This is a genomic window from Bradyrhizobium genomosp. III (assembly GCF_000261705.1).
GTDB classification, from domain to species: domain Bacteria; phylum Pseudomonadota; class Alphaproteobacteria; order Rhizobiales; family Xanthobacteraceae; genus Bradyrhizobium; species Bradyrhizobium ottawaense.
In genome coordinates this window covers 5,001-31,240 of the sequence record NZ_AJQF01000204.1, presented here as the reverse complement: position 1 = coordinate 31,240, position 26,240 = coordinate 5,001, and the positions used below count along the sequence as shown (strand labels likewise).

The 26,240-nt window shown below is 64.6% G+C and carries 20 protein-coding genes, 1 tRNA gene, 1 rRNA gene, 1 pseudogene and 1 riboswitch; of the genes and pseudogenes, 12 read left to right on the top strand and 11 right to left on the bottom strand.

Annotation, left to right across the window (positions count from 1 at the left end):
- A partial coding sequence (locus tag IC66_RS0117760) for an MJ0042-type zinc finger domain-containing protein (protein WP_193375312.1) occupies positions 1 to 534 on the bottom strand: 534 nt, incomplete at its 3' end.
- Between the two features lie 173 nt (positions 535 to 707).
- Between IC66_RS0117760 and ftsE the strand changes: the two genes are divergently transcribed.
- The 4 genes from ftsE to IC66_RS0117740 all read left to right on the top strand — a co-directional run bounded on the left by ftsE (position 708) and on the right by IC66_RS0117740 (position 3,958).
- A complete protein-coding gene (gene ftsE / locus IC66_RS0117755; protein ID WP_020508614.1) occupies positions 708 to 1,367 on the top strand; it encodes a cell division ATP-binding protein FtsE in 660 nt (219 codons plus the stop codon).
- On the top strand, positions 1,360 to 2,328 hold the full coding sequence (locus tag IC66_RS0117750; RefSeq protein ID WP_028139935.1) for a cell division protein FtsX: 969 nt from the start codon (positions 1,360 to 1,362) through the stop codon (positions 2,326 to 2,328). The genes ftsE and IC66_RS0117750 overlap by 8 nt, the downstream gene beginning before the upstream one ends.
- Positions 2,329 to 2,431: 103 nt before the next feature.
- Positions 2,432 to 3,136, top strand: coding sequence for a YdcF family protein (locus tag IC66_RS0117745; protein WP_028139936.1), 705 nt, complete (start codon positions 2,432 to 2,434; stop codon positions 3,134 to 3,136).
- Between the two features lie 48 nt (positions 3,137 to 3,184).
- Positions 3,185 to 3,958, top strand: a complete 774-nt coding sequence (locus tag IC66_RS0117740) for a lysophospholipid acyltransferase family protein (protein ID WP_038948516.1) — start codon at positions 3,185 to 3,187, stop codon at positions 3,956 to 3,958.
- Here IC66_RS0117740 and IC66_RS0117735 read toward each other — a convergent pair.
- Positions 3,955 to 4,563: a gamma-glutamylcyclotransferase gene (locus tag IC66_RS0117735; RefSeq protein WP_028139938.1), complete on the bottom strand. Its 609-nt coding sequence runs from the start codon at positions 4,561 to 4,563 to the stop codon at positions 3,955 to 3,957. The genes IC66_RS0117740 and IC66_RS0117735 overlap by 4 nt on opposite strands.
- Positions 4,564 to 4,673: 110 nt before the next feature.
- On the opposite strand from IC66_RS0117735, the gene IC66_RS0117730 reads away from it, so the two are divergent.
- Entirely contained in the window at positions 4,674 to 5,858 is a 1,185-nt protein-coding gene (locus IC66_RS0117730; RefSeq protein ID WP_038948515.1) for a DUF2125 domain-containing protein, read from the top strand.
- Positions 5,859 to 5,872: 14 nt separating this feature from the next.
- Here IC66_RS0117730 and IC66_RS0117725 read toward each other — a convergent pair whose 3' ends face one another.
- Together IC66_RS0117725 and IC66_RS0117720 are read right to left on the bottom strand one after the other, a co-directional pair.
- Positions 5,873 to 6,541, bottom strand: a complete 669-nt coding sequence (locus IC66_RS0117725) for an NAD(P)-dependent oxidoreductase (protein ID WP_038948514.1) — start codon at positions 6,539 to 6,541, stop codon at positions 5,873 to 5,875.
- Between the two features lie 122 nt (positions 6,542 to 6,663).
- On the bottom strand, positions 6,664 to 7,533 hold the full coding sequence (locus tag IC66_RS0117720) for an SDR family oxidoreductase (protein ID WP_028139941.1): 870 nt from the start codon (positions 7,531 to 7,533) through the stop codon (positions 6,664 to 6,666).
- A 103-nt stretch (positions 7,534 to 7,636) separates the two neighbouring features.
- On the opposite strand from IC66_RS0117720, the gene IC66_RS0117715 reads away from it, so the two are divergent.
- Positions 7,637 to 8,527 carry a LysR family transcriptional regulator gene (locus tag IC66_RS0117715; protein ID WP_038948512.1) on the top strand — a complete coding sequence of 297 codons (891 nt, stop codon included), beginning with the start codon at positions 7,637 to 7,639 and terminating at the stop codon, positions 8,525 to 8,527.
- 54 nt (positions 8,528 to 8,581) lie between these two features.
- Here IC66_RS0117715 and IC66_RS0117710 read toward each other — a convergent pair whose 3' ends face one another.
- The 3 genes from IC66_RS0117710 to IC66_RS0117700 are packed head-to-tail and all read right to left on the bottom strand — an operon-like array spanning position 8,582 to position 11,499.
- Entirely contained in the window at positions 8,582 to 9,520 is a 939-nt protein-coding gene (locus IC66_RS0117710) for a prephenate/arogenate dehydrogenase family protein (RefSeq protein ID WP_038948511.1), read from the bottom strand.
- The gene (hisC, locus tag IC66_RS0117705) at positions 9,517 to 10,614 is read right to left on the bottom strand and encodes a histidinol-phosphate transaminase (RefSeq protein ID WP_038948510.1); all 1,098 of its coding nucleotides are present in this window, start codon (positions 10,612 to 10,614) and stop codon (positions 9,517 to 9,519) included. The genes IC66_RS0117710 and hisC overlap by 4 nt, the downstream gene beginning before the upstream one ends.
- A gap of 36 nt (positions 10,615 to 10,650) precedes the next feature.
- The gene (locus tag IC66_RS0117700; protein ID WP_028139945.1) at positions 10,651 to 11,499 is read right to left on the bottom strand and encodes a chorismate mutase; all 849 of its coding nucleotides are present in this window, start codon (positions 11,497 to 11,499) and stop codon (positions 10,651 to 10,653) included.
- 156 nt (positions 11,500 to 11,655) lie between these two features.
- Positions 11,656 to 11,735, top strand: a riboswitch (SAM riboswitch).
- Positions 11,736 to 11,826: 91 nt separating this feature from the next.
- Between IC66_RS0117700 and metX the strand changes: the two genes are divergently transcribed.
- A complete protein-coding gene (gene metX / locus IC66_RS0117695; protein WP_038948509.1) occupies positions 11,827 to 13,023 on the top strand; it encodes a homoserine O-acetyltransferase MetX in 1,197 nt (398 codons plus the stop codon).
- A 1-nt stretch (position 13,024) separates the two neighbouring features.
- The gene (metW, locus tag IC66_RS0117690) at positions 13,025 to 13,687 is read left to right on the top strand and encodes a methionine biosynthesis protein MetW (protein WP_038948508.1); all 663 of its coding nucleotides are present in this window, start codon (positions 13,025 to 13,027) and stop codon (positions 13,685 to 13,687) included.
- A gap of 115 nt (positions 13,688 to 13,802) precedes the next feature.
- On the opposite strand, the gene IC66_RS0117685 is transcribed toward metW, so the two are convergent.
- Positions 13,803 to 14,666 (bottom strand): alpha/beta fold hydrolase, encoded by an 864-nt coding sequence (locus IC66_RS0117685; RefSeq protein ID WP_038948507.1) that lies wholly within the window; start codon positions 14,664 to 14,666, stop codon positions 13,803 to 13,805.
- A 217-nt stretch (positions 14,667 to 14,883) separates the two neighbouring features.
- On the opposite strand from IC66_RS0117685, the gene IC66_RS0117680 reads away from it, so the two are divergent.
- Positions 14,884 to 15,558 (top strand): TIGR02594 family protein, encoded by a 675-nt coding sequence (locus IC66_RS0117680; protein WP_038948506.1) that lies wholly within the window; start codon positions 14,884 to 14,886, stop codon positions 15,556 to 15,558.
- A gap of 128 nt (positions 15,559 to 15,686) precedes the next feature.
- Here the strand turns inward: IC66_RS0117680 and IC66_RS0117675 are convergent, their stop codons facing one another.
- The gene (locus IC66_RS0117675; protein ID WP_038948505.1) at positions 15,687 to 16,475 is read right to left on the bottom strand and encodes an MOSC domain-containing protein; all 789 of its coding nucleotides are present in this window, start codon (positions 16,473 to 16,475) and stop codon (positions 15,687 to 15,689) included.
- Between the two features lie 239 nt (positions 16,476 to 16,714).
- On the opposite strand from IC66_RS0117675, the gene clpB reads away from it, so the two are divergent.
- Complete coding sequence (clpB, locus tag IC66_RS0117670) at positions 16,715 to 19,354, top strand: ATP-dependent chaperone ClpB (RefSeq protein WP_038948504.1); 2,640 nt, start codon at positions 16,715 to 16,717, stop codon at positions 19,352 to 19,354.
- 144 nt (positions 19,355 to 19,498) lie between these two features.
- Here clpB and IC66_RS0117665 read toward each other — a convergent pair.
- Positions 19,499 to 21,117, bottom strand: a pseudogene (locus IC66_RS0117665) (hypothetical protein).
- Positions 21,118 to 21,271: 154 nt separating this feature from the next.
- Complete coding sequence (locus IC66_RS0117660) at positions 21,272 to 23,335, bottom strand: M23 family metallopeptidase (protein WP_038948503.1); 2,064 nt, start codon at positions 23,333 to 23,335, stop codon at positions 21,272 to 21,274.
- Positions 23,336 to 24,468: 1,133 nt separating this feature from the next.
- On the opposite strand from IC66_RS0117660, the gene IC66_RS0117655 reads away from it, so the two are divergent.
- A 16S ribosomal RNA gene (locus IC66_RS0117655) occupies positions 24,469 to 25,957 on the top strand.
- A gap of 192 nt (positions 25,958 to 26,149) precedes the next feature.
- Positions 26,150 to 26,226, top strand: a tRNA-Ile gene (locus IC66_RS0117650).
- Positions 26,227 to 26,240: the final 14 nt, after the last annotated feature.

Here is a 26,240-nt window from a genome sequence, read left to right as displayed (position 1 = left end):
GGTCTGCGGCAGCAGCCGCACCATGTCGCCGCGCCAGATCACCAGCGCCAGAACCAGCGCGCCCATGGCGGCGCAGGCGGTCGGCAGGCCGAAATGGGATTTTTTGGGCGACCCGGTGGCGACTGGACGGCTCACCCGCGCGCCGCGGCGGCCGAACAAGCCGCGGAACCAGGACTGGTGCTGCGCGCCGACGACCTCCTCCTCGGCTTCCCGGGCGGCTGCGGACCACTCGTCTTCGGTTTCCTTGGCCTCTTCGTCGGGCCAGTCGCTGGCAATCGAGGGGCTGTCGACGACGGGCGCATCAGTGGCGCCGTCGTCCTTGGCATAGGAGTTCCATTGCTCGGCAAGATCGGTCTGGTCGTCGGCCTGGCTGGCCGCGGCCATGGCCGGGACGGATGCCTCCTCGATGGCATCCTCGGCATGGGCGATCCAGGTCTCCTTGCAGCGGGAACAGCGGACCGCCCGTCCGTTCGCCCCAAGGCTCGCAAGCTTGATGGCGTAGGATGTCATACAATGGGGGCAGACGATATGCATGGACGAGCCTTGACGATGACCGCGTCGGGGAGAGCCGCGCGGCAAGGATGCTACGATGTATGCTACAGCGCGACCGTTAACGAACCGGAAACCATAACGGCGGCAAAACCCGTTGGTCGCGTATGGCGGAGCGCAGCAGTGCGACCCGCGTCCCCTCTCGAACGGAGCTGAGCTTGGTTCGGTTCGAAAATGTCGGATTGCGTTACGGTCTGGGGCCGGAGATCCTGCGCGACCTCAGCTTCCAGATCCCGGCGCATTCGTTCCAGTTTCTCACCGGCCCCTCCGGTGCCGGCAAGACCTCGCTGCTGCGCCTGTTGTTCCTGTCGCACCGACCGACGCGGGGACTCGTCAATCTGTTCGGCCACGACATCTCGCGTCTCGGCAAGGACGAGATCGCCGATTTGCGCAAGCGCATCGGCATCGTGCTGCAGGATTTCCGCCTGCTCGATCACATGACGACCTATGAGAATGTGGCGCTGCCGTTCCGCGTCATGGGCCGCAGCGAGTCGAGCTATCGCAAGGAGGTGATCGACCTGCTGCGCTGGGTCGGGCTCGGCGACCGCATGGACGCGCTGCCGCCGATCCTGTCGGGCGGCGAGAAGCAGCGCGCGGCGATCGCGCGCGCCGTCATCTCGCGGCCGCAACTGCTGCTCGCGGACGAGCCGACCGGCAGCGTCGATCCGACGCTCGGACGCCGCCTGCTGCGGCTCTTCATCGAGCTCAACAAATCGGGCACCGCCGTCATCATCGCGACCCACGACATCGGCCTGATGGACCAGTACGAGGCCCGGCGGCTGGTGCTGCACCAGGGACGGTTGCACGTCTATGAGTAGGACCGACGAGCGCGGCGTGTTGGTCGACCTCGGACAGGAGCGTCCGCAGCTTCCGGCCAACGCGCGCAACATGTCGCCGATCGTGCCGCGGGCCTCGATCCAGGGCCGCGCGCTGGTCGCCGTCGTCGCCATCATGACCTTCCTGGCGTCGATGACCACGGGCACGGTGCTATTGGTGAGCGCATCCGCCGCGGAATGGCAGTCGGACGTCGCCAGCGAAATCACCATCCAGGTTCGCCCGCAGGCCGGCCGCGATCTCGAACGCGACACCGCGGCGGTGACGGAGGCGATGCGTGCGCAAGCCGGCGTCGTCGAGGTCAAGCCGTTCACCCGGGAGGAGAGCGGCAAGCTGCTCGAGCCCTGGCTCGGCACCGGGCTGTCGATGGACGACCTGCCGGTGCCGCGCATGATCATCGCGCGCGTGCAACCCGGCACGCTGCTCGATCTCGGCGTCTTGCGCGCGCGCGTGACCCAGGTCGCGCCAAGTGCCAGCGTCGACGATCACCGCGCCTGGATCGAGCGGATGCGCTCGATGACCAACGCCACCGTGCTCGCCGGCCTCGGCATCCTCGCGCTGGTCATCATCGCCACCATCATCTCGGTCTCGTTCGCGACCCGTGGCGCCATGGCGGCGAACCGTCCGATCGTCGAGGTGCTGCATTTCGTCGGCGCCGGCGACCGCTACATCGCCAATCACTTCCTGCGTCATTTCCTGAGGCTGGGCCTCGAGGGCGGCGTGATCGGCGGCGGCGCCGCCATGCTGGTGTTCGGCTTCTCCGAGTCGATCGCCGGCTGGTTTTCCGGTACCCCCGTCGGCGACCAGTTCGCGGCTCTGCTCGGCACCTTCTCGCTGCGGCCATCCGGCTACATCGTGCTCGCGGCCCAGGCCGTGCTGATCGGCGCCATCACCGCGGTGGCCTCGCGCCAGACCCTGTTTGCGACGTTGAACGATGTGGATTGAGTTCTTTCTTCCGTTCTCCCGCAGGAGAGGGCGAAGAAACCGGGACTCCACTTCGCCTCAAAACCTTTTAAAATCACCTCAGGGAAGGGATCACCGACATCATATGACCTCGCCGACCGACGATCGATCGCCGAACCTGCCGCGCGGCTGGCTGCGCGCGGCATTGGTGTCGACGATTGCGCTCGCCTTCGTCGGCGCGGCGGCGGGCTTCATCGCGTTCCTGTCGCAATTGCGCGGCGCCGAGATCGCCCCAAGCCGCAAGGCAGACGGCATCGTGGTCCTGACCGGCGGCTCCTCGCGGGTGTCGGACGCGATGGAGCTGCTCGCTGCCGGCTACGGCAGGCGGCTCCTGATCTCCGGCGTGCACCCGACGTCGACGGCGAGCGACATCTCCCGGACGTTGCCGGAGAACCAGTCCTTCATGACCTGTTGTGTCGATCTCGACCGCACCGCGCTCTCGACCCGCGGCAATGCGGCGGAGGCGCGGCGCTGGGCCGACGGCCGGCGGTTCAAGTCGCTGATCGTGGTCACCTCGAACTATCACATGCCGCGCGCGCTGGTGGAATTCTCGCATGCGATGCCGCAGACGACGTTGATCCCATTCGCGGTGGTCGGCGACAAATGGCGCGAGGAGCCGTGGTGGACCTCGGCGTCCACCTTGCGGCTGCTGCTGTCGGAATATGTCAAGTACGTCGCGGCCGAGCTCAGGGTGCGGCTGGAGGATTTCGGGATTGACCTTTCGCCCGAGATGTCGGAGCAGCCTGCAGGTCATCAGCCCAAGCGGCCCGCCACCGCCCAAGCCAATTAACAAGCCAAATTGATCTGCAAATTAATCGGCAAAATAATCGGATCGTCGATGTTCCTGATTTTCCTGCGCTCGCTCGTGTTCAACGTGCTGTTCTACGCCGTGCTGGTCTGCCTCGCGATCATGGCGCTGCCGACCTTCGCATTGCCGCCGCGCGCCATGCTGACGGTTGCGGAATGGTGGGCCAAGGCGACGCTGGTCCTGATGCGCGTGGTCTGCAACATCAAGGTCGAATTCCGCGGGGTCGAGAAGATACCGCAGGGGCCGCTGGTGATCGTGGCAAAGCACCAGTCGTTCTGGGAGACGTTCGTGTTGCCCGGATTCTTCAATCGTCCGATCTTCATCCTCAAGCGTCAGCTCATGCAGATTCCGGTGTTCGGCCAGTTCCTGGTCAAGACCGGGATGATCGCGATCGACCGCAAGGCCGGCGTGAAGGCGCTCTTGGACATGACGCGGCGGGCGCGCGAGGCGGTGCGCTCGGGCCGGCAGCTCGTGATCTTTCCGGAAGGCACGCGCCGCGCGCCGGGCGCGCCGCCCGACTACAAGACCGGCTTCGCGCAGATCTATTCGTCCTGCGGCGTGCCGTGCCTGCCGATCGCGCTCAACTCCGGCCTGTTCTGGCCCCGCCGCACCTTCATGCGCTATCCCGGCACGCTCGTGGTGGAATTCCTCGATCCGTTGCCGTCAGGCCTGCCGAAGGATGAGTTTCTCTCCCGTGTGCAAACGGCCATCGAAGAGGCAACCAGCCGCCTCGTCGAAGCCGGCCGCAAGGAGCAGGAGCAATTGATCGGCGCCTCGCCGAGTTACGCCCCGTCGGAGAGCTAGCGGCTCTCTCGATCATCGGGAGCCGGCGGGTGCAGGGAATGCGCATCGCCATGCAGCATGGTCGCGAGCTGATGCAGCTGGGCGTCGCGAAAGCCTTCGGCCTCGATCGCCTTCACCGTCGCGGTGACATAGTCGCGATTGGCGCCGGACTGGCCGTGGCCCTGGACGACATGGCGGTGCTGCTCGGCGAGCGAGAGGCGGCCGGCATATTGCACATGGCCGCGGTCGACGACATAGGCGAGCGCGGAGACGCGCTGGCGCGCATCGTTCTCCAGCCACACCGAGCGCATCACCTCGCGATAGACCGAGGTGACCTGCTCGCGCGCCCGCAAATACGCGACGACCTCGGTGCGGTTCTTTTCAGCGACACGGAAGGCGATGCCGCGGCAGGCGCCGCCGCGGTCGAGCCCGAGCACCAGGCCCGGCTTCTCCGGCGTGCCGCGATGGACGAAGGAATAGACGCAGAGCGCCCGGTGCTCGCCGACCAGCCGCGCCGGGACGCGCTCCTCGAAGTCGAAGCCCGGTCGCCACATCAGCGAGCCGTAGCCGAACACCCAGAGGTCGCCCGTGGCTGTCGTGACGGAGGGGAGGGTGATTTCGGACATTTCGGGCACGGCTACCAGAACCGCGCCCCCAAGCGAAGTGAATTCTCCGCCTTTCGTCGGGGGCTGGCCTCGCTTACATTTGCCAAAATCTGGGGCCAAAGGGTCGCCGCATGTCCAATATGACCGTTGCCGCAGGCCGCCGTTCCCGTTGGGGCCTTTTCATCGCCCCCCTCCTCGTCCTGATCCTCGCCGTCGCCTGGAGCTGCTTCTGGTTCTATGCGGCCTCGCAGGCCGAGATCGCCGCAGACGCCTGGCGGGCGCAGGAGGCCAAGTCCGGCCGCATCTATGATTGCGCCAAGCGCTCGATCGCCGGATTCCCGTTCCGCTTCGAGGTCCAGTGCTCCGGCGCCAGCGTCGCCCTGGTCTCGCAGAACGCCAACAAGACGCCGTTCACGGCCAAGCTCGACAACATCCTGGTCGTTGCGCAGGTGTACGATCCCAAGCTCGTCATCGCCGAATTCTCCGCGCCCGCGACGCTGACCGACGGTGTCACGCAAAACACCTTCGTGGTGAACTGGAGCAAGGGCCGCAGCAGCGTGGTCGGCCTGCCGGCGGTGCCGGACCGCGCCTCGATCGTGTTCGACGATCCCAACATCAATCGTCTCGACGGCAGCATGCAGGTGCCGCTCGCACGTGCCAAGCAGGTCGAGCTGCACGGGCGCCTCGCGGACGGATCGCCAGCCGATCATCCCGTGATCGAGACCGTGCTCCATGTCGCGCAGGGCAGCATCCAGGGCGTTCATCCCTTGCTCGCCGAGCCGTTCGAGGCGGACACGCGCGCCAAGATCACGGGCCTCTCCGACCTGACGCCAAAGCCCTGGCCGCAGCGCTTCCGCGAGATCCAGGCCGCCGGCGGTCATATCGAGATCGTGCAGTCGCGGATCCAGCAGGGCGAGATGATCGCGGTTGCGGCCGGCACGCTTGGCCTCTCCGCCAATGGCCGGCTCGACGGCGAATTGCAGATGACGGTGACGGGCCTCGAGCGCGTGATCCCCGCGCTCGGCATCGAGAAGATGCTGGAGGAGGGCGTGCCGCAGGCAACGCTCGATCGCGTCGCGCCCGGCGTGAAATCGCAGGACCTCAACAATCTGTTCGGCGCGCTCGACCGAGCCGTGCCCGGCCTCGGCAAGGTGATCAAGCAGAACGCCAATGCCGGCGTCGCCGCCGGCATCAACTCGATCGGCACCGAGAGCACGCTGGAAGGCAAGAAGGCGAGAAGCTTCCCGCTGAAATTCGTCGACGGCGCCGTGCTGCTCGGCCCGGTCAAGGTCGGCCAGATCCCGCCGCTGTATTAGAGCGTGGGCTGAGTTCACCACGTGATCAACGGCGCACGATGCAGCCAGGCATCGGCGCGCAGTTGATCCAGGACGAAGGTCGCAACGTCCTGTCGCGATATGCTTCCTCCACGGAAGTCGGAGAGGTCCGTCAGGGCTCGGACCGAGCCGCGGCCGGGCTTGTCGTTCAGGACTGAGGGCCGAACGAGAACCCAGTCGAGCCCGCTGTTTCTGACGATGGCCTCCTGGCGGTTTTTGTCGGCGTACACCTTGCGCAAGAGCAGCGGGAAAATCAGATTGTCGAAAACAAACCCGCCATGGCCGGCGCTATCACCTGCGCCAATTCCGGTGATGCAGACGAGGCGCGAGACTTGTTGCGCCTTCATCGTATTCACAAGCATGCGTGTCGCCGCCGAGAGCAGCGTCACCTCGCGGAACGGGCTCGCCGGTGTGCCGAGTGCGCTGACAACGGCATCACGGCCCTTGAGTGCCTGACGCAAGGCGATCTCGTCGCGGGCATCGCCGATGATGAGATTGGCACCCTTCAGATCACGCGCTTTCTCGCCAGAACGCACGAGCGCCGCGACGTCGTACCCTCGCGCCACCGCTTGGTTGACGATCAGGCGGCCGGTGGCGCCGGTCGCGCCAAGGATCAGTATCTTCGGTGGGACAGTCCGGATGTTGTCGGTTTCGGAGTCTTGCATGGTCGGTGACCTCGGAATGCGGGACGTCTCCGTGGAGGCCGCCCCCTGGTTCATGTTCGTTGTGACGATCAGAGCTTGCCTTCCGCGAGCAGCTCGCGGGCCCTTGGCTGATGCCGCTGCCGTCAGGCCGAAGCCGTGATCTCGGAGACGAAGTCGCGATAGGAGCGCAGCGGACGGCCGAGGAGAGTGTTCAGACGCTCGACGTCGCCGGCATTGGGGATCATTCCGTCGGTGAGGAAGCGCTCGCTCATCAGCCGCATGTCGAAGGCCATCCAGCTCGGCATGAACTGCCTGAGGTTCTTTTCGAAGCCGGCAGGATCGTCACCCGGATATGCGATCGTGCGACCCAGCACCTCCGACCAGATGGCGGCAGCCTTCGCGCCGGTCAGTGTGTCCGGACCGACGAGATTGATCCGGTCGGGCGGAAGTGATGCGCCGGACTTGTCGCGGCGGACGAGCTCGATGGCCGCGATTTCACCGATGTCGCGGGCGTCGATCATCGCCAGTCCTTTGCCGCCGATCGGCATGGGGTAGACGCCGTATCCGCTCACCACGTCCTTGATCGTGAGATCGTTGTTCATGAAGTAGGCGGGGCGCAGGATGGTGGCGTTGAAGCCCATCTGCTCGATCATCCGCTCGACGCCGAACTTGCCCGCGAAGTGCGGCACGTTCACGTACAGATCGCTGTGGATCACCGACAGATAGACGAGCCGCTCGACGCCAGCTTCTCGCGCAATGTTGAGGGCGATCAGCGCCTGGGTGAATTCGTCCGCTACCACGGCGTTGAGCAGGAACAGGGTGGAGACGCCTGAGAACGCACTGCGCAGCGAGTCAACGTCCAGGAGGTCGCCCTGCACGACGTTCACGCCCGGCGGCAGGTTGGCCTTTGCAGGATCGCGGACGAGGGCGCGAACATCGGCGCCGCGCTTGACGAGCTGTTCAACGACTTGGCGGCCGACATTGCCGGTGGCGCCGGTCACGAGGATGGTCATGGGTTCACTCCGGGGTGGGTTGCTGGACACCCCCGCAAATTAGTGACCCACGTGCGGGCCGATAGACGCTATATTTGTACAGACCGTCTCATTGGTGGAACATATGGATCTGCTCGCACTCGCCGATTTCAACCTTGTCGCCCGTCACGGCGGGTTCGGACGGGCCGCCCGGGCTGCCGGCCGCCCGAAGGCGACGCTCTCGCGCCGGGTCTCCGAGCTGGAGGGCAGCCTTGGCTTGCGCCTCTTCGAGCGCGGAAGCCGCACGCTGAAGCTCACCGAGGAAGGGCGGGCGCTCTATGAGCGGACGGGAACATTGCTCGCCGAACTCGACGAGACGGCGGCGGCGATCGCTTCAGGCGGTGCCAAGCCGCGAGGCAGCTTGCGGATCAGCGCGCCTCTGCTTTTCTCGCAAACTGCGATGGGAAAGCTGGCCGCTGCGTTCGCTCTGAAATATCCGGAGGTGCGGCTCGAGGTCACGACGGAAGACCGCGCCGTCGACATGATCGAGGAAGGCTATGACCTCGTGATCCGCGTCAATCCCGATCCCGACGAAACCCTTGTCGGACGAATCCTGATGCGCGATCGGCTGGTCGTGGTCGCGAGCCCCGACCTCAGTCGCCCTGCGCACGATCTTGCCGTTCCGACCGTGGTGCGTGGTGCGAGCGATCTGACATCGGCGTGGGAGGTGAAGTCTTCGATCGGAAACTCACGGATCTCGACCGATCCGGTGCTTCGCCTGTCCTCGATCGTTATGGTTCGCGATGCGGTCCGCGCAGGCGTGGGCGCCGCTCGCCTTCCTGTGTCGCTTGTGAGTCACGACCTGGCGGCCGGCAAGCTCGTCCACTGGGGTGATGTCGACGGACCGGAGATCGTCCTCTGGGCGCTGTACCCTTCGCGCCGGCTGCTCAGCGCTCGCGTATCCGCGTTCCTCGACTTTCTCAAGGAAGCCTTTCCCTCGGGGACGCCGGGTGAGCTCGCGGCCTTCATCGACTAGGTCAAGGGAGCAGATCGAGATCGCTCCCGCGCTGGCGCCATCCGAGCTACGAACTCACGGCTTGTTGCCGAGCTGCCCGTGCTGCCGGCCGAAATCCGCGGCCGCCGAATCCTGGCCGATCTCGACGATGCCGCGGCGGATGGCGCGGGTGCGGGTGAAATGGTCGAACAGGGCTTCGCCGTCGCCGCGGCGGATCGCGCGGGTCAGTTTTGCGAGGTCCTCGGTGAAGGTGCCGAGCATCTCCAGCACGGCCTCCTTGTTGGCGAGGAAGACGTCGCGCCACATCGTCGGGTCGGACGCCGCGATGCGGGTGAAATCGCGGAAACCGCCGGCGGAGAATTTGATCACCTCGGACTCCGTCACCTGCGCCAGCTCGTCGGCGGTGCCAACGATGGTGTAGGCGATCAGATGCGGCAGATGGCTGGTGATCGCGAGCACGAGATCGTGATGGTCCGGCGTCATCACCTCGACCTTGGCGCCCATCGCCGCCCAGAAGGCGCGCAGGCGATCAGTCGCGGCCGCGTCGACGCCTTCCGGCGGGGTGAGGATGCACCAGCGATTGATGAAGAGCTCGGCGAAACCTGAATCCGGCCCCGAATGCTCGGTGCCTGCCACGGGGTGCGCCGGCACGAAATGAACGGTCTTCGGCAGATGCGGCGCCATGTCCCTGACGATGGCGCCCTTGACCGAGCCGACGTCGGAGACAACGGCGCCGGGCTTCAGATGCGCGGCGATCTCCTGCGCGACCTCGCCGCAGGCGCCGACGGGAATGCAGAGGATGACGAGATCGGCATCCTTCACTGCTTCCGCATTGGTCGCCACGACCTGATCGACGATCCCGAGCTCCATCACCCGCGCGCGGGTCTTCTCCGAGCGCGCGGTGGTGACGATTTCGCCCGCCAGGCTCTGGAGCTTCGCAGCGCGCGCGATCGAGCCGCCGATCAGGCCGAAGCCGATCAGCGCGACGCGCTGGAAGTGCGGTGCGCTGCTCATTTGCCGGCCATGAAGTCGCGCAAGCCGTCGACCACGAGGCGGTTGGCCTCCTCGGTGCCGATGGTCATGCGCAGCGAATGCGGCAGGCCGTAATTCTTCAAGCCGCGCAGCACGAGGCCCCGCTTGGTCAGGAAGGCGTCGGCGTCATCCGCGGTCTTGCCCTTGTCGGTCGGGAAATGGATCAGCACGAAATTGGCGACGCTCGGCGTCACCTTCAGCCCAAGCTTGCCGATCTCCTCGGTCAGCCAGTTGCGCCAGGTCTCGGTGAATTGCTTCGACATCGCCTGGTGCGCAGTGTCCTCGATCGCGGCGACCGCGGCATACATTGCCGGCGTCGACACGTTGAACGGGCCGCGGATGCGGTTGACCGCGTCGATGATGTGCTCGGGGCCGAACATCCAGCCGATGCGCAGTGCGGCGAGGCCGTGGATCTTGGAGAAGGTGTGCGTCACCACCGTATTCTCGGTGGTAGCGACCAGTTCGATCCCCATCTCGTAGTCGTTGCGCGAGACGTAGTCGCAATAGGCGGCATCGAGCACCAGCAGCACGTGCGACGGCAGGCCGGCGCGCAGGCGCTTGACCTCGTCGAACGGCACATAGGTGCCGGTTGGATTGTTGGGGTTGGCGAGCCAGACCAGCTTGGTCTTCGGCGTCACCGCCTTGAGGATGGCGTCGACGTCGCAGGTGAGGTTGGTCTCCTGCGCGACGACGTTCTTGGCGCCCACCGCCATGGTCGCGATCGGGTAGACCAGGAAGCCGTGCGTGGTGGAGATCGCCTCGTCACCCTGGCTGAGATAGGTGTGGGCGAGCAGATTGAGGATCTCGTCCGAGCCGGCGCCGCAGATGATGCGGTTCGGGTCGAGCCCGAAGGAGCGGCCGATCGCCTCGCGCAGCACGCGCGAGGTTCCTTCCGGATAGTCTTCCAGGTGATCCGCCACGTGCTTGAACGCCTCGATCGCCTTGGGCGAGGGCCCGAACGGCGTCTCGTTGGCCGACAGCTTGAACACCTTGCGGCCCGGCTCGGCGACCGGGCTCTTGCCGGGCGTGTAGGGCGCAATATCGAGAATGCCGGGATTCGGCACGGGGCGGGACATCTTGAACTCCGAAAATGGCGGGGCGCGGCGCGTGGTTTACGATTTCGCCCCGGTCGGGGGCACCGTATAGCGCGTTGCGTGGCTGCCGACGAGGGCTGTAGAGCGCACCGAGGCCCCCGCCTCGATCAGGGCAGCCCTGATTTTGTCGATGCTGGTCGCGCTCGTGACCGAGACCAGCAGCGCCGCGCCGTCGAAGGCGGTATCAGGCACCGCCACGATCTCGGCGAGCGGCGACAGGGCGCGCGCGACCTCGGCGTTCCACCCGGACACGCGGACGCTGAAGGTCTCGACCTCCGTCACCAGGGCGCTGTCGGCGACGCGCGAGATCGCGAACACCGGCAGTGCGGCCGGATGATCGGCGCGCTCGACGAAGGGCATCCGCGCGATGATTTTTGGCGCGCCTTCCGTTTCGAGCAAGAGCCACCATGGCGTGCGGCTCGACGTCGCCGAGACCAGCGCCAGATCCCCCTTGGATTTCGCCACCGCCTCGACTGCGGCCTGTGCGCTGAAATGCGCGACGTAAGGCACGGTGAAGCCAAAATGGAAGCGCGCGGAATCGCGCATCGCCGGCTCACTCGCCGAGATGTCGGCATGCACGGAGAACGGCGCCTGCACGTAAGTGAACGTCGAGATGATGACGCGCCAGATGCTCTCGACCGTGTCGAGCGGCAGGATGCCGCGATGGCGCTGCACGATCTCGCGCATCATGGCGGCCTCGCGCGCCGGGCGGAACGCCGAGCCGACCTCCTGGGTCTGCTTCACCTGGATCAGGCGGTCGATGATGTCGCCGCGCTGCATCAACAGGCGATGCATGCCCTCGTCGATCGCGTCGATCTCCTTGCGCAGTTCCTGAAGCGATGGTGGCGCGGGCGGACGTTGGGACATGTCTGGCTGTCGATGGTTTCGATGGGGGATGTCCTGATTAGGCAGTCAGGGCAGCGAAAGCAAAGAGAAATCACGTCCTTTTCGGACGACGCGTGAGAGACGAATTGGGCCGATCCGGGCCGCGACTTGACGAAAACCGCCCAAGACGGTAGCTTTTGCCCGTTCCGTGGTCATTTGAGCCGGCCGGCTTGCAGCCACGTTAAAAAACTCGCTAAACAGGCCGGGGACGCTTCCGATCCCGGCCGAACCTATCGTTCAGGCCGGGTTTTTCATGGCCTGATGCAAGTGGCGATCACGCGTTTGATCGCAAACGAGGTCGATGGTCAGATGGGTGGCGTCAAGTCGATACCGAGTCCTGCGATCAGCGCCGACGAGCGGTCGCACGAGGTGGATCATCCAAGCTCGCAGGTCGCGCATTTCGGCGCCGAGCAGCCGCTGCGGCTCGATTGCGGCGTCGATCTCACCCCGTTCCAGATCGCCTACCAGACCTATGGCGAGCTCAACGCCGATCGCTCCAACGCGGTGCTGATCTGCCATGCGCTGACCGGCGACCAGCATGTCGCCAACGTGCATCCCGTCACCGGCAAGCCCGGTTGGTGGGAGACGCTGGTCCGCCCCGGTCGGCCCATTGATCCCAAGCACTACTTCATCATCTGCTCCAACGTGATCGGCGGCTGCATGGGATCGACCGGGCCGGCCTCGATCAATCCTGCCACCGGCAAGGTCTGGGGCCTCGATTTCCCCGTCATCACCATCCCCGACATGGTGCGTGCGCAGGCGATGCTGGTCGACCGGCTCGGCGTCGACACGCTGTTTGCGGTCGTCGGTGGCTCGATGGGCGGCATGCAGGTGCTGCAGTGGACCGCCGCCTATCCGGGCCGCGTGTTCTCCGCGCTGGCGATTGCCTGCGCGACGCGGCACTCGGCGCAGAACATCGCCTTCCACGAGCTCGGCCGCCAGGCCGTGATGGCTGATCCCGACTGGCACGGCGGCGGCTATGCCGATCACGGCATCCATCCGCATCGCGGGCTCGCGGTGGCGCGGATGGCGGCGCACATCACCTACCTCTCCGATGCCGCGCTGCATCGCAAGTTCGGCCGGCGCATGCAGGACCGCGAGCTGCCGACCTTCTCGTTCGACGCCGACTTCCAGGTCGAGTCCTATCTGCGCTACCAGGGCTCGTCCTTCGTCGAGCGCTTCGACGCCAACGCCTATCTCTATCTGACGCGCGCGATGGACTATTTCGACATTGCCGCCGACCATGGCGGCGTGCTCGCAAAGGCGTTCGCGGAAATTGCGACCCGCTTCTGCGTGGTCTCCTTCACCAGCGATTGGCTGTTTCCGACCTCGGAATCGCGCGCGCTGGTGCACGCGCTGAATGCGTCGAGCGCACGGGTGTCGTTCGCCGAGATCGAGACCGATCGCGGCCACGACGCCTTCCTGCTCGACGTGCCCGAATTCTTCGACATCTCCCGCGCCTTCCTGCAATCGGCGGGCAAGGCGCGTGGACTGAAGGATGGCTAGCATGTCTGTGCAGGAAGTATTGCCGCTGGGCGGCCTTGCGACCGGATCGTCCGGCCAGTTTCGCGCCGATCATCTGCTGGTCGCCGACATGGTCAAGCCGGGCTCGAAAGTGCTCGACGTCGGCTGCGGCGAGGGCGATTTGCTTCAGCTGCTGGAGACCCGCGGCATCGACGGCCGCGGCATCGAGCTGTCGCGCGAGGGCGTCAATCGCTGCGTCGCCAAGGGCCTTGCGGTGGTGCAGGGCGATGCCGACACCGACCTCGTCAATTATCCCGACGACGCCTTCGACTACGTGATCCTGTCGCAGACGCTGCAGGCGACCCGGCAGCCGCGCGTGGTGCTGGAGAATCTGCTGCGCATCGGCCGCCGCGCCATCGTCTCGTTCCCGAATTTCGGTTTCTGGAAGATGCGGCTCCAGCTCCTGGTCGGCGGCCACATGCCGCGCACCGAGAATTTGCCGGCGACCTGGTACGACACCGCCAACATCCATTTCTGCACCATCAAGGATTTCGTGCAGCTCTGCGACGAGATCAACGTCAAGATGGAGCGCTCGGTCGCGCTCGATCTCTACGGCCGCCCGGTGCCGCTGAATCTGCCCTGGTGGGTGTGGAACATGTTCGGGGAGCAGGCAGTGTTCCTGCTCAGCCGGGGCGGGGGGAAGTGACGCCGTAGGCGTCATTCCGGGGCGCGCGTAGCGCGAGCCCGGAATCCATCGTGCAACAACGCCCGCAGCCCGATGGATTCCGGGTCTGCGCCTTCGGCGCATCCCGGAATGACAGCTAGTGTGGAGCCAGCGACCTCAGGTCGCGCGCCGGCCATCGTCCCGCTTCCACCAGCGTCACGAACCGCTCCACGCTTTCGTTGAACAGCGCGGGCTCTTCGAGATTGAGCACGTGGCCTGACTTCGGAAACATCGTCAGCCCTGCCGCGGGCAGATGCTTCTTCAGGAACAGGCTCGGTCCGACGCATAGATCGTCCTCGTCGCCGCAGATGATCAGCGCCGGCGTCGATGCGCGCTTGATCGCATCCGTCATCGTGTAGATAGAGGGGCGGCCGCCCTGGAAGCCGCGCATCGTGCGCGCCGATCCCTTGGAATCGTGGCGCGCCAGCGCGGCATAGAAATCGGCGTGGCCGCGCGGATCCTTCACCAGGAAGGGTATCCGGCTCGGCGCCTCGCGCGTGACTTTCGCGACTTCGACGGAGCCCAGCGTCTCGAACTGCTCGGCATTGGCGCGGCACTGCTCGCGCCAGGCCTCCAGGTTCTCGATCTCCGAGCCGGAGCCGACGCCGGCCAGCGTCATCGACAGTGCGCGCTGCGGCGCGTTTAGCCCGATCTGGAGCGAGGAGTAGGCGCCCATCGACAGGCCGACCAGATGCGCGCGCTCGATCCTGAGATGATCGAGCACCGCGAGCGCATCGCTGTAGAAATGCCTATAGCTGTAAACCTCGCCTTCAGGCACGTCCGACGGCGTGTAGCCGCGCGCCGAATAGGTGATGCAGCGATGGCCGCGCGAGAAGTAGCGCATCTGCGGCTCCCAATTGGTGTGGTCGGCTGCGAACTCGTGCAGAAAAATGATCGGCGTTCCCTGACCCGCTTCTTCGAAATAAATGCGGACGTCGTCCCTGGTCGTGGCGTGGGGCATTAACCGTTTCCCTCTTTTAAAGCCGCCTTTGCAGGATCGCAGTTAATGCTGTTGTCGGCAATGCGGCAGCCTCAAGCCAGTATCGGCACAAAATCATCGCAGCTATTCGCAGGCAGCCCGCGTCTTTTTCTCGCCACATCGGACGGCTTAACGGCCAGACCGATGTCGGCCGTTGCACGGGCCGATTGGGAAGTGGGGTGTCAACGAAGGATGAAGAATGTTCGAGTTGTTTGCGTCTCGCCTGTCGCGTTGTGTTGTCGCGCTGGCGATCTTCTTCGCGGCGGTTGCCGCGTTCGTTTCTCCGGCCTCAGCGCGGCCGCATCATCGTCATAGCGCAGAGCGGCACGCACACGTGCACCACGCCAGACATCATCACTACCGCCACCATGCACGCAGCTCGCGCTTCGAGCGCAGCGCGGCGCAGTTGCGGGCGAGCGGATTCGCCGACACCCAGGCGAGCTATGATCCGAACGCCAATAGCGGCGGCATGGCCCACAACGCCATGGTGAACACCGCAACGGCCAATGGCGGCGGCTTCGGCGGCGGATCGAACCTCGTATCCGAGGCGCGCCGCTATGTCGGCGGCAATCCGACCGGGCGCGGCAGCCTGTGGTGCGCGCGTTTCATGAACATGGTGCTGGAGCACACCGGCCATAAGGGTTCGGGCTCCGACATGGCGAGTTCGTTCGCGCGTTACGGCACCCGTGTCTCCGGTCCGCAGGTCGGCGCCATCGCGGTGATGTCGCGCGGCCGCCGCGGCGGTCATGTCGGCATCATCACCGGCGTCGACGCACAGGGCAATCCGATCATGATCTCCGGCAACAACGGCAACCGCGTCCGCGAAGCGCCGGTCTCGCGCGGCCGGATCTATGCCTATGTGATGCCGAATTGAGGTGAGGCGCGTAGGGTGGGTTAGCTAGCGGTCGCGCAAAGCGCGGTCCGCTGGCGTAACCCACCTCTTCTGTTTCTGCGGTGACAGACAGGGTGGGTTACGCCTTCGGCTAACCCACCCTACGAAGCTCACACCAGCTTCGGCTCTTCCGCCGCAACCGCATCGCCCACGCCGATGTCGCCACCTTCGATCACCTCGGCATAGATGCCGCAGTCCATGTGGCCGAGGTTGCGCGAGAGCGTCGGCGGAATCTCGAGATCGCGCTTGGCCGTCAACGGGTCGACATTGGTGGCCGGGCAGCGGACGATGCGCTTGACCACTTTCAGGCGCGCCGCGCCGATCGCCAGCGTCTGGCCGACGAGATCGAGCTCCGACCAGGCCGGCCAACCCTTCACATAGAGATTGGCGCGGAAGCGCAGCGGATGCACGGCAGCGCCGCCCAGCATGGTCTCGATGGCGCGGACGCTGCCGAGATTGATGATGGAGACCACCTTGCGGGCGACGTCGGAGAAGCTGTGGTCGCGGCCTGACAGGACTTTTGGCGGCCCCTTCAGCTCCGGCTGAAAATTCTCCGCGAAGTAGCGCTCGATGGCGGCGCGCCCGGCCGCGGTCTCGAGATCGCCGCTGGCGACGGTCTGGCCGTCCCTGCGGATGGTCAAGACATTGGTAGCGTCGTCGAACCGGCTGTCGAGCTCGGCAAGCCGCTCATTGCGTGCGAGCATCAGAAACTGGATTTTCGGCCTCCACTCGGGCCGTTCGGGATCAAAGCCGCTCGGACCGTTCTCGATGGCGTAGCGGCGGTCGGCGGGCAGGGTCTGGCCCGTCCGCAAGGGGGCGCGGTGCAGGAGCTCCGGTGTCAGGCCCTTGATCGGGTAGCGGTAAAGGCCGGTGATCTCGGCGGTCTGGCTAGCTGTCATGCCGCTACTTAAGGGATTCGAGCCGGCCCCGCCAAGCCGGCGGATCAGCGCACGAAATTGTGAACTGGCCTCTTTCGCATCTGCAGCCTGCTTCCCACATCTGCCTCAGGCCGGCGGCGACGTCGGCAAAACACGACCGTTACCGGTTGAGAAACGTCAATGCGGTAATCGGAAACCCAGTGAAGATGCCGTTTGGAGTGCCTTAGAGGGCTCCAGGGGCAGGCCGAGGGACAGAAAAGATGAATATCGACAAATACACCGAACGCTCCAGGGGCTTCGTCCAGTCAGCGCAGTCGCTCGCGGTGCGCGAGGGACACCAGCAGTTTTCCACCCTGCACGTGCTCAAGGTCCTCCTGGACGACAATGAGGGGCTGGCTGCCGGTCTGATCGACCGCGCCGGCGGCAATTCCCGTGCAATTCTGAAGGCGACCGAGGATGCCCTCGGCAAGGTGCCGAAGGTCAGTGGCGGTGGCGCCGGGCAGATCTATCTGGCGCCCGAGCTCGCCCGTACTTTTGATGCCGCCGAAAAGGCCGGCGAGAAGGCCGGCGACAGCTTCGTCACCGTCGAGCGGCTGCTGCTCGGCCTGACGCTGGAGAAGACCAGCGAGGCCGGCACCATCCTCGCCAAGGGCGGCGTCACCCCGCAAAACCTCAATGCGGCGATCGAGGCCCTGCGCAAGGGCCGCACCGCAGACTCGGCCACCGCCGAGAACGCGTACGACGCGCTGAAGAAATATGCCCGCGACCTGACCCAGGCCGCGCGCGACGGCAAGCTCGATCCGGTCATCGGCCGCGACGAGGAGATCCGCCGCACCATCCAGGTGCTGTCGCGCCGGACCAAGAACAATCCCGTCCTGATCGGCGAGCCCGGCGTCGGCAAGACCGCCATCGCCGAAGGCCTCGCGCTGCGCATCGTCAACGGCGACGTGCCGGAGAGCCTGAAGGACAAGAAGCTGCTCTCGCTCGACCTCGGCGCGCTGATCGCGGGTGCAAAATACCGCGGTGAGTTCGAGGAGCGGCTGAAGGCCGTGCTCCAGGAAGTGACCGGGAGCGAGGGCACTTTCATCCTGTTCATCGACGAGATGCACACGCTGATCGGCGCCGGCAAGGGCGACGGCGCGATGGACGCCTCCAACCTGCTCAAGCCCGCGCTTGCCCGCGGCGAGCTGCACTGCATCGGCGCGACCACGCTCGACGAATACCAGAAGCATGTCGAAAAGGACGCCGCGCTGGCGCGGCGCTTCCAGCCGATCTTTGTCAGCGAGCCCTCGGTCGAGGACACCATCTCGATCCTGCGCGGCCTCAAGGACAAGTACGAGCAGCACCATGGCGTGCGGATCACCGATTCCGCGCTTGTTGCCGCGACGACGCTGTCCAACCGTTACATCACCGACCGCTTCCTGCCCGACAAGGCGATCGACCTGATGGACGAGGCCGCGGCCCGGCTGAAGATGCAGGTCGATTCCAAGCCGGAAGAGCTGGATTCGCTCGACCGCGAGATCATCCGGCTCAAGATCGAGCAGGAAGCTCTCAAGAAGGAAAGTGATCCCGGCTCCAAATCCCGTCTCGAGGCGCTCCAGAAGGAGCTGGCCGAGCTCGAGGAGAAGTCCGCGGCGCTGACGGCACGCTGGAGCGCGGAGAAGAACAAGCTCTCCAACGCCCAGAAGCTGAAATCGGAGCTGGACGCCCTGCGCGTCGATCTCGCCGACGCCCAGCGTCGCGGCGAATTCCAGAAGGCCGGCGAGCTGGCCTATGGCCGGATCCCGCAGCTCGAGAAGCAGCTTGCGGATATCGAGGCGCGCGAAGGCTCCGGCGAGATGATGGAGGAGGCGGTCACCGCCAACCACATCGCCCAGGTGGTCTCGCGCTGGACCGGCGTGCCCGTCGACAAGATGCTGGAGGGCGAGAAGGAAAAGCTCCTGAAGATGGAGGAGCAGCTCGGCACCCGCGTCGTCGGCCAGGCCGAGGCCGTGCGTGCGGTCGCAACTGCCGTGCGCCGCTCGCGCGCGGGCCTGCAGGACCCGAACCGCCCCACGGGCTCGTTCATGTTCTTAGGGCCCACCGGCGTCGGCAAGACCGAGTTGACCAAGGCGCTCGCGGAGTATCTGTTCAACGACGAGACCGCGATGGTCCGCCTCGACATGTCCGAATACATGGAGAAGCACTCGGTCTCGCGGCTGATCGGCGCGCCTCCGGGCTATGTCGGCTATGACGAGGGCGGCGCGCTCACCGAAGCGGTGCGGCGCCGGCCCTATCAGGTGGTGCTGTTCGACGAGATCGAGAAGGCGCATCCCGACGTCTTCAACGTCCTGTTGCAGGTGCTCGACGACGGCCGCCTGACCGACGGCCAGGGCCGCACCGTCGACTTCCGCAACACGCTGATCATCATGACCTCGAACCTCGGTTCGGAATTCCTGGTGAATCAGCCGGAGGGCGAGGACACCTCGGCCGTGCGCGAGCAGGTGATGGGAATGGTGCGCGGGCATTTCCGCCCCGAATTCCTCAACCGCGTTGACGAGATCATCCTGTTCCACCGCTTGCAGCGGAGCGAGATGGGCCGGATCGTCGAGATCCAGTTCGCGCGGCTGCAGAAGCTGCTGACCGATCGCAAGATCGTGCTGACGCTCGACGCCGCTGGCCGCGACTGGCTCGCCGCCAAGGGCTGGGACCCCGCCTACGGCGCAAGGCCGCTCAAGCGCGTGATCCAGCGTCACGTCCAGGACCCGCTCGCCGAGATGATCCTGGCCGGCGACGTCAGGGACGGCGACAGTGTCGCGATCTCCTCCGAAGGCAACGTGCTGACCTTCAACGGCAAGGCACCGCAGACCGCCGAGATCACCCAGTTCGAGGCGCCAGTGGCGAAGCGGAAGCTGAACTGAACGCGGGCGATCAAAGCCTGAAACGACAAGCCGCCCCGGAGAGGTCAGCCTCTCCGGGGGTTTTGTTTTGGGGGGCGCTGGCAAAAGCGTGGTCCGAAAAGGTGCGCAGCATCCCGCTTTAGCTAACGCGGTGGGGATCAGACGCTATTTCTTCACCACCTTGTAGATGGCGTTCTCGATGTCGGACGAGAAATAGATCACGCTTGAAGCTCCGATGCCGACGCCCGTCGGAATGTTGGTCGGCAATCCGCCGGGAGCGCCCGCGAGGCCGATCGGGAGATTGGCGGCGATCTCGGTGATCTTGCCGCTTTCCGGCGCGATCTCGATCAGCCGTTTGGCGCCGACTTCCGCCACGATGAGCTTGCCGTCGTTCCCGCGCGCTATGCCTTCGGGCATTTTCAGCTCCTTGGCGACCACGGTCTTTTCGCCGTTGCTGTCGATCCGGGACACGGTGCCTGCAAAGGCTTCGGTGACGTAGACTTCGTCGGACTTGCCTCGGACGAGCCCGACCGGGCCCTCGAGGTCGCCGATCAGCGTGGTGCGATCCTTGCCGTGCTCGCCGCTCACCTTGACCAGCGACTTGGTGCCGAGCTCGGCTACCAAAATGCTGCCGTCGGCGAGCGTGATCGCATCGTGCGGCGCCTTGAAGCCGTGCAGCATGTCGCGCGTCGCGCCGGTCTTGGCGTCGATCACCTGCACCGTGCCGGTGAACCAGCTCGACAGCACCACGTCGTTGCCTTTCGCCGTCGCGCTCATCGGATATTCCAGCGTGGTGCCTGCGGCGTGCATGCGCGCCTTTTCGGTGACCTCGCCGGTTGCGCCGTCCACCGTGCGATAGGCGAACACGTCGGCAAGGTGGATCGTATCCTTGCCGTTCTCCGAGGTGACGCCGATGCCACCGGGCAAAGCGAGCTTGCCGATGATGATCTGCTTGGCCTGGCCGGTCGCGGGATCGACCTCCTGGATGCCGTTGTCGGCCATGTTGGAGACGTAGATGCGGTCCTTGTCGTCGATCGCGAGATTGTCCAGCGACGGCTTCAGTTGCGCGACCAGGGTCTTGGCGCCCGACTTGGGATCGACCCGGACGAGTTGACCGAGCGCGGTGTCGACCACGAAGAGATTGCCCTTGGAATCGAAGTTCACCGCGGCCGGGACCTTGAAGCCGTCGGCGACGACGGTCAGCTCGGCCTTGTCGACATCGACTTTCGCGACCTGGCCCTTGAACCAGAGCGGACCGTAGAGCTTGTCGTCGGGACCGAACTCGAAGCCGTTGAGGCCGCCCATCTTCTCCATGATCTGGCGCGGCGGCTTCACGCCCTCGACGTCGATCTCATAGAGCGTGTCGCCGAGGAAAACGGTGGTGGCATAGAGCCTGCCGTCCTTGCGGAAGGCGAGCGAGTTGATGCCGGGAAGGCCGCTCGCGAGCTTCTTGATCGGGCCGTCGCCCTTGCGCGCATAGAGATCGCCGGTGAGAAATCCGGTCCAGGCCATGGTGCCGTCGGGCGCAAACGCGATGTCGTCGGCCATTCCGATCGGCGAGGGGATTGCAACCTTGGCGGTACCGCCTGATACGTCCACCTCGTAGAGAGCGGCGCCGGCGACGCTGCCGGCGAACAGATGGCCGGCCTTGTCGATGCCGAGCCCATGCACGCCATGGAATGCCGAGCCCTGGACCAGCTTGGTGACCTCCCAAGTCTCGGCCGATCGCTCGTGGTGGCGAAAAGGGCAGCGACGACCGCTGCGCAGGCGAGCCTGTTCTTCATGGCGAGACCTCCCGTTTTTTGGAAAGTATTCGCCCCTGGTGCCGCTTTGGCAAACGAAACTTGACGTTGAGACGCCGCCAAGCGGGGCCTCGCGCGAGAACGTCGAATTCGGATCGTGTTCTGGAGATGTCCGGCCGATGTCGGCCGGTTGCAATTAGCGGTTGCTGACCTGCAACGGGCCGCCGGTCGCATCCGACATGCGGGCGATGGCGCCGCCGCGGCCGCTCATCATGCCGTCGAGCCGGTCGCGCTCCTTCTCGAAGCCTGCGAGCATCGGGCCCTCGAGCGAACGGCCGCGCGGCAGCTTCACGCGCATCGGATCGACGAAGCGGCCGTTGACCAGGATCTCGTAGTGGACGTGCGGGCCGGTCGACAGGCCGGATGAGCCGACGAAGCCGATCACCTGGCCCTGCCGTACCTTCTTGCCGATCTCCATGCCTTTGGCAAAAGCGGACATGTGACCGTAGGCCGTCTCGTAGCCGTTGTTGTGCTTGATGCGGATATATTTGCCGTAGCCGCCTTCGGGGCCGGCCTTCTCGATCACGCCGTTACCGGAGGCGAAAATCGGCGTGCCGTAGGCCGTGGCCCAGTCGACGCCGGTGTGCATCTTCACATAGCCCAGGATCGGGTGGCGGCGGCCGCCGAAGCCGGAGCGCATGATGGCGTTGTTGACGGGCTTCCTGACCAGGAATTTCTTCGCGCTCTTGCCGGTCTCGTCATAGTAGTCGACGACGCCGTCGTCGGGGCTCTGGTAGCGGTAGTATTTCTTGGTCTCGCCGCCGACCGTGAGGGAGGCGAACAGCACGTCGTTCTTCTCCGTCGACGTCACGCCCTCGTCCTCGCCGGCGTAGAACACGTCGAAGGAATCGCCCGGCTGCACCTTGCGCTGGAAATCGACGTCGTAGGAGTAGATCTTGATCATGTCGTCGATGACGGGCATCGGCACTTTGTTGCGCATCGCGGTCTCGTAGATGCTCTGGTAGAGCCGCACGCCGGAGCCGTCGTCATCATCGTCGTCATCGCTGCTGGCGCTGGCCGCGGCATCGGCGACGGTGTTCATGCTGGAGACGTCGACCGCGACGTATTTGCCGAGATCGGACAGCGCAGCGATCGCCTCGACCATGGTCTCGTTGGCGACGACGACGCGGTAGGGCTGGAGGCGGGCACCGGGGCTCGCCGGCGCCATCAGGATGCGGAGCTTCTCGCCGTCCTTGAGGCCGCCGTCGCGGCCGCGAGGGCCGAGCGTTGCGGTGATCGCCTTGATCTCGTCGGCGTTCGCGCCGAGATCGCGCAGCACCGAGGCGACGCTGTCGCCCTTCTTGACCAGATGGACGCGTTCGCCGTTGGGATTGCCGCCGGTGATCTGCTCCTTGGTCTTGGGCAGCAGCGTGACGTTTTCCGGCACCACGCGCGTCTCGAAGCCGGCATAGGGATCGGACGGCGAGGCTTCCGCGGCGTAGGCGCTTCTGATGTCGGACGGGCCGGTCGCACCGGAGACGTCGGCTGCGGCATTGGCGAGCGAGGCGTAGCGCACCCCGCCATTGCCGCGCCAGTTGGCGGCATCGCGCACCCGCATCAGGATGTCGTCGAGCGCCACCACCGCGGAAATCTTGGCTTTCGGCAGCACCGGCGACAGGTCCTTGGTGACAAAGGACACTTCGGCGTCGGGCTCGACCGCTTCGGGATTGTTGGGATCGTCGGATGCGGTCTTCGGATCGGAGCCGACATCGGTGAGCAGGCGTTGGGCGTTGAACGGCGGGATCTTCGCCGACAGGTCGCTCGTCGTCATCGACAGATTGCCGGCGATCCGCACGAAGGGGCGCACCCGCATCACGTCGCGGTTGCCGACGCGGGCCACCGTGGAGACGCGCATGATGTTGCGGGACGCCGTGGATTCGCTCGGCGGCGGCAGGCGGTCGCTCTTGTGCAGCGTGGCGGCGCGATCGGCGGCGCCGAATGCACCGCGCAGCGCGCCCTCGACCCGCTCCGGCACCTTGGCGAAGGTCATCTCGCCGTCGAGCGATGCGAAAACGGCGCCGCCAATCAGGGCTGCGCCGCAGAGTCCGGTCAAGATTGTCCCGCTGAACCATTGCACCGAGACGCGGCGGCGGTCGATTACGGCGGCTTCAGAACCATCGACGGACAGCGGCGGCTCGTGGCCGAGATCGATGATCCCGGTCTCACGCCCGTAAGCGCCGCGTGATGTCCTGTGGTTCAACGCAAGTCCCCCAATCAACGACCCAAGATGCCCGCTTTCGAACCTTGTCCTGGTCGCCCTCTTGATGGGGGATCGCCGGAAAAGGCAAGCCGCGCAGGCGTCCGTGCTCAGAAGGCCCCTCGGGTGGGGCCGGCCGAAATTACGAACAGCTGGACGGGTGAAGCTCTCTCGATGTCTCTCGAATGTCGGAGGAAGGCCGCGTCATCTGCAAGATCGCCTTCCTCTGACCCCATGAAAACCGCCGGCAGCCCCCACTGGCATCCCTGCGATTCAAGCTTGTCTCTTATCAGAACGCCGCGGGATTGTGGCTCAAGTACGGCGCCTGTCATCGAAAAAGTTTCCTGAACGGCCGGAGGGCGGGGGCCTCTCCCGAGAGGGTGCCGCCAGCTGCGTCCCACCGCGAAGGTACGGTAAGCCGCCCCTCAAGCTCTCCGCAAGTCGCCGACCCGCGCTCCAATCCAATCGCCAAGCCGTTTCCCAGGTGGCTTGCCAGGTCGCTTGCCGGGTAGCTTCCCGGTCCCCTCCCACGACCCCTCCCAGGTCGGCTCCGGAGCCCCCTGGGGCCCAAACTTTTTTCAAGTTTTTTCACCGCCCCGATCGGATCGACGCATCCGCAGTCCTTGTAACCATCTGGAAACGCGTTGTTTTTAGCGACAATCCACCGTGCGACGATTTGTTGACAATGGGCGTTGACAATCCCGAGTGCGGGGGCCTATAACCCGACCACTGAGCGCGGCGCCGCCGGGTCACTGACCAAGGCGAGCGAACGCGCCACTGATGCTCCTCACCTTGTTGAGTGACACAACAGTCGACGTAAGTCGATTGGAGTTCATCCATCGTCGGTAAGGGTGTCGGAACCCTTCCTTTCAGGAAGGTTGAGACCTCCACGGTCTCGGGCTGTTTGACAAGTGAAGATGAAGAAAGAGAAACGTGGACGGCGGAGTCCTTGCGGGTCTCGCTCCTGAAAAGCTTCGGCTTTTCTGGTCGGGACCGGACGAAAGACTTCGGCGGTACACGTTTCAAAGGAAACACCATCGTTGCCAGCGATGTGAATCGCAGGCAGCACATCGACTTCGGTCGATAATGGTGGGACCTCGTCAAACGTTGTGATCAGCCGGTTCAAAGTTCAAGTCCAACTTGAGAGTTTGATCCTGGCTCAGAGCGAACGCTGGCGGCAGGCTTAACACATGCAAGTCGAGCGGGCGTAGCAATACGTCAGCGGCAGACGGGTGAGTAACGCGTGGGAACATACCTTTTGGTTCGGAACAACACAGGGAAACTTGTGCTAATACCGGATAAGCCCTTACGGGGAAAGATTTATCGCCGAAAGATTGGCCCGCGTCTGATTAGCTAGTTGGTGAGGTAATGGCTCACCAAGGCGACGATCAGTAGCTGGTCTGAGAGGATGATCAGCCACATTGGGACTGAGACACGGCCCAAACTCCTACGGGAGGCAGCAGTGGGGAATATTGGACAATGGGGGCAACCCTGATCCAGCCATGCCGCGTGAGTGATGAAGGCCCTAGGGTTGTAAAGCTCTTTTGTGCGGGAAGATAATGACGGTACCGCAAGAATAAGCCCCGGCTAACTTCGTGCCAGCAGCCGCGGTAATACGAAGGGGGCTAGCGTTGCTCGGAATCACTGGGCGTAAAGGGTGCGTAGGCGGGTCTTTAAGTCAGGGGTGAAATCCTGGAGCTCAACTCCAGAACTGCCTTTGATACTGAAGATCTTGAGTTCGGGAGAGGTGAGTGGAACTGCGAGTGTAGAGGTGAAATTCGTAGATATTCGCAAGAACACCAGTGGCGAAGGCGGCTCACTGGCCCGATACTGACGCTGAGGCACGAAAGCGTGGGGAGCAAACAGGATTAGATACCCTGGTAGTCCACGCCGTAAACGATGAATGCCAGCCGTTAGTGGGTTTACTCACTAGTGGCGCAGCTAACGCTTTAAGCATTCCGCCTGGGGAGTACGGTCGCAAGATTAAAACTCAAAGGAATTGACGGGGGCCCGCACAAGCGGTGGAGCATGTGGTTTAATTCGACGCAACGCGCAGAACCTTACCAGCCCTTGACATGTCCAGGACCGGTCGCAGAGATGTGACCTTCTCTTCGGAGCCTGGAACACAGGTGCTGCATGGCTGTCGTCAGCTCGTGTCGTGAGATGTTGGGTTAAGTCCCGCAACGAGCGCAACCCCCGTCCTTAGTTGCTACCATTTAGTTGAGCACTCTAAGGAGACTGCCGGTGATAAGCCGCGAGGAAGGTGGGGATGACGTCAAGTCCTCATGGCCCTTACGGGCTGGGCTACACACGTGCTACAATGGCGGTGACAATGGGATGCTAAGGGGCGACCCTTCGCAAATCTCAAAAAGCCGTCTCAGTTCGGATTGGGCTCTGCAACTCGAGCCCATGAAGTTGGAATCGCTAGTAATCGTGGATCAGCACGCCACGGTGAATACGTTCCCGGGCCTTGTACACACCGCCCGTCACACCATGGGAGTTGGTTTTACCTGAAGACGGTGCGCTAACCCGCAAGGGAGGCAGCCGGCCACGGTAGGGTCAGCGACTGGGGTGAAGTCGTAACAAGGTAGCCGTAGGGGAACCTGCGGCTGGATCACCTCCTTTCTAAGGATGATCCTTCAGCGAGCTTCGGCTCACTATCGGATCGTTTTAGAAACATCAGTGGCCAGCAATCGTCAGGATTGTTGAGCTGCATTGGCGGGATTTCGCCGTCTTCGTTTCTCTTTCTTCGCGGACGAACACGCGCTGGGGCTGCAAGTTTGCAGAGTCCCTGGTCCTTGACTGGATATGCGTTAGGGGCTTGTAGCTCAGTTGGTTAGAGCGCGCGCTTGATAAGCGTGAGGTCGGAAGTTCAAGTCTTCCCAGGCCCACCACTTTCATCGAGTGA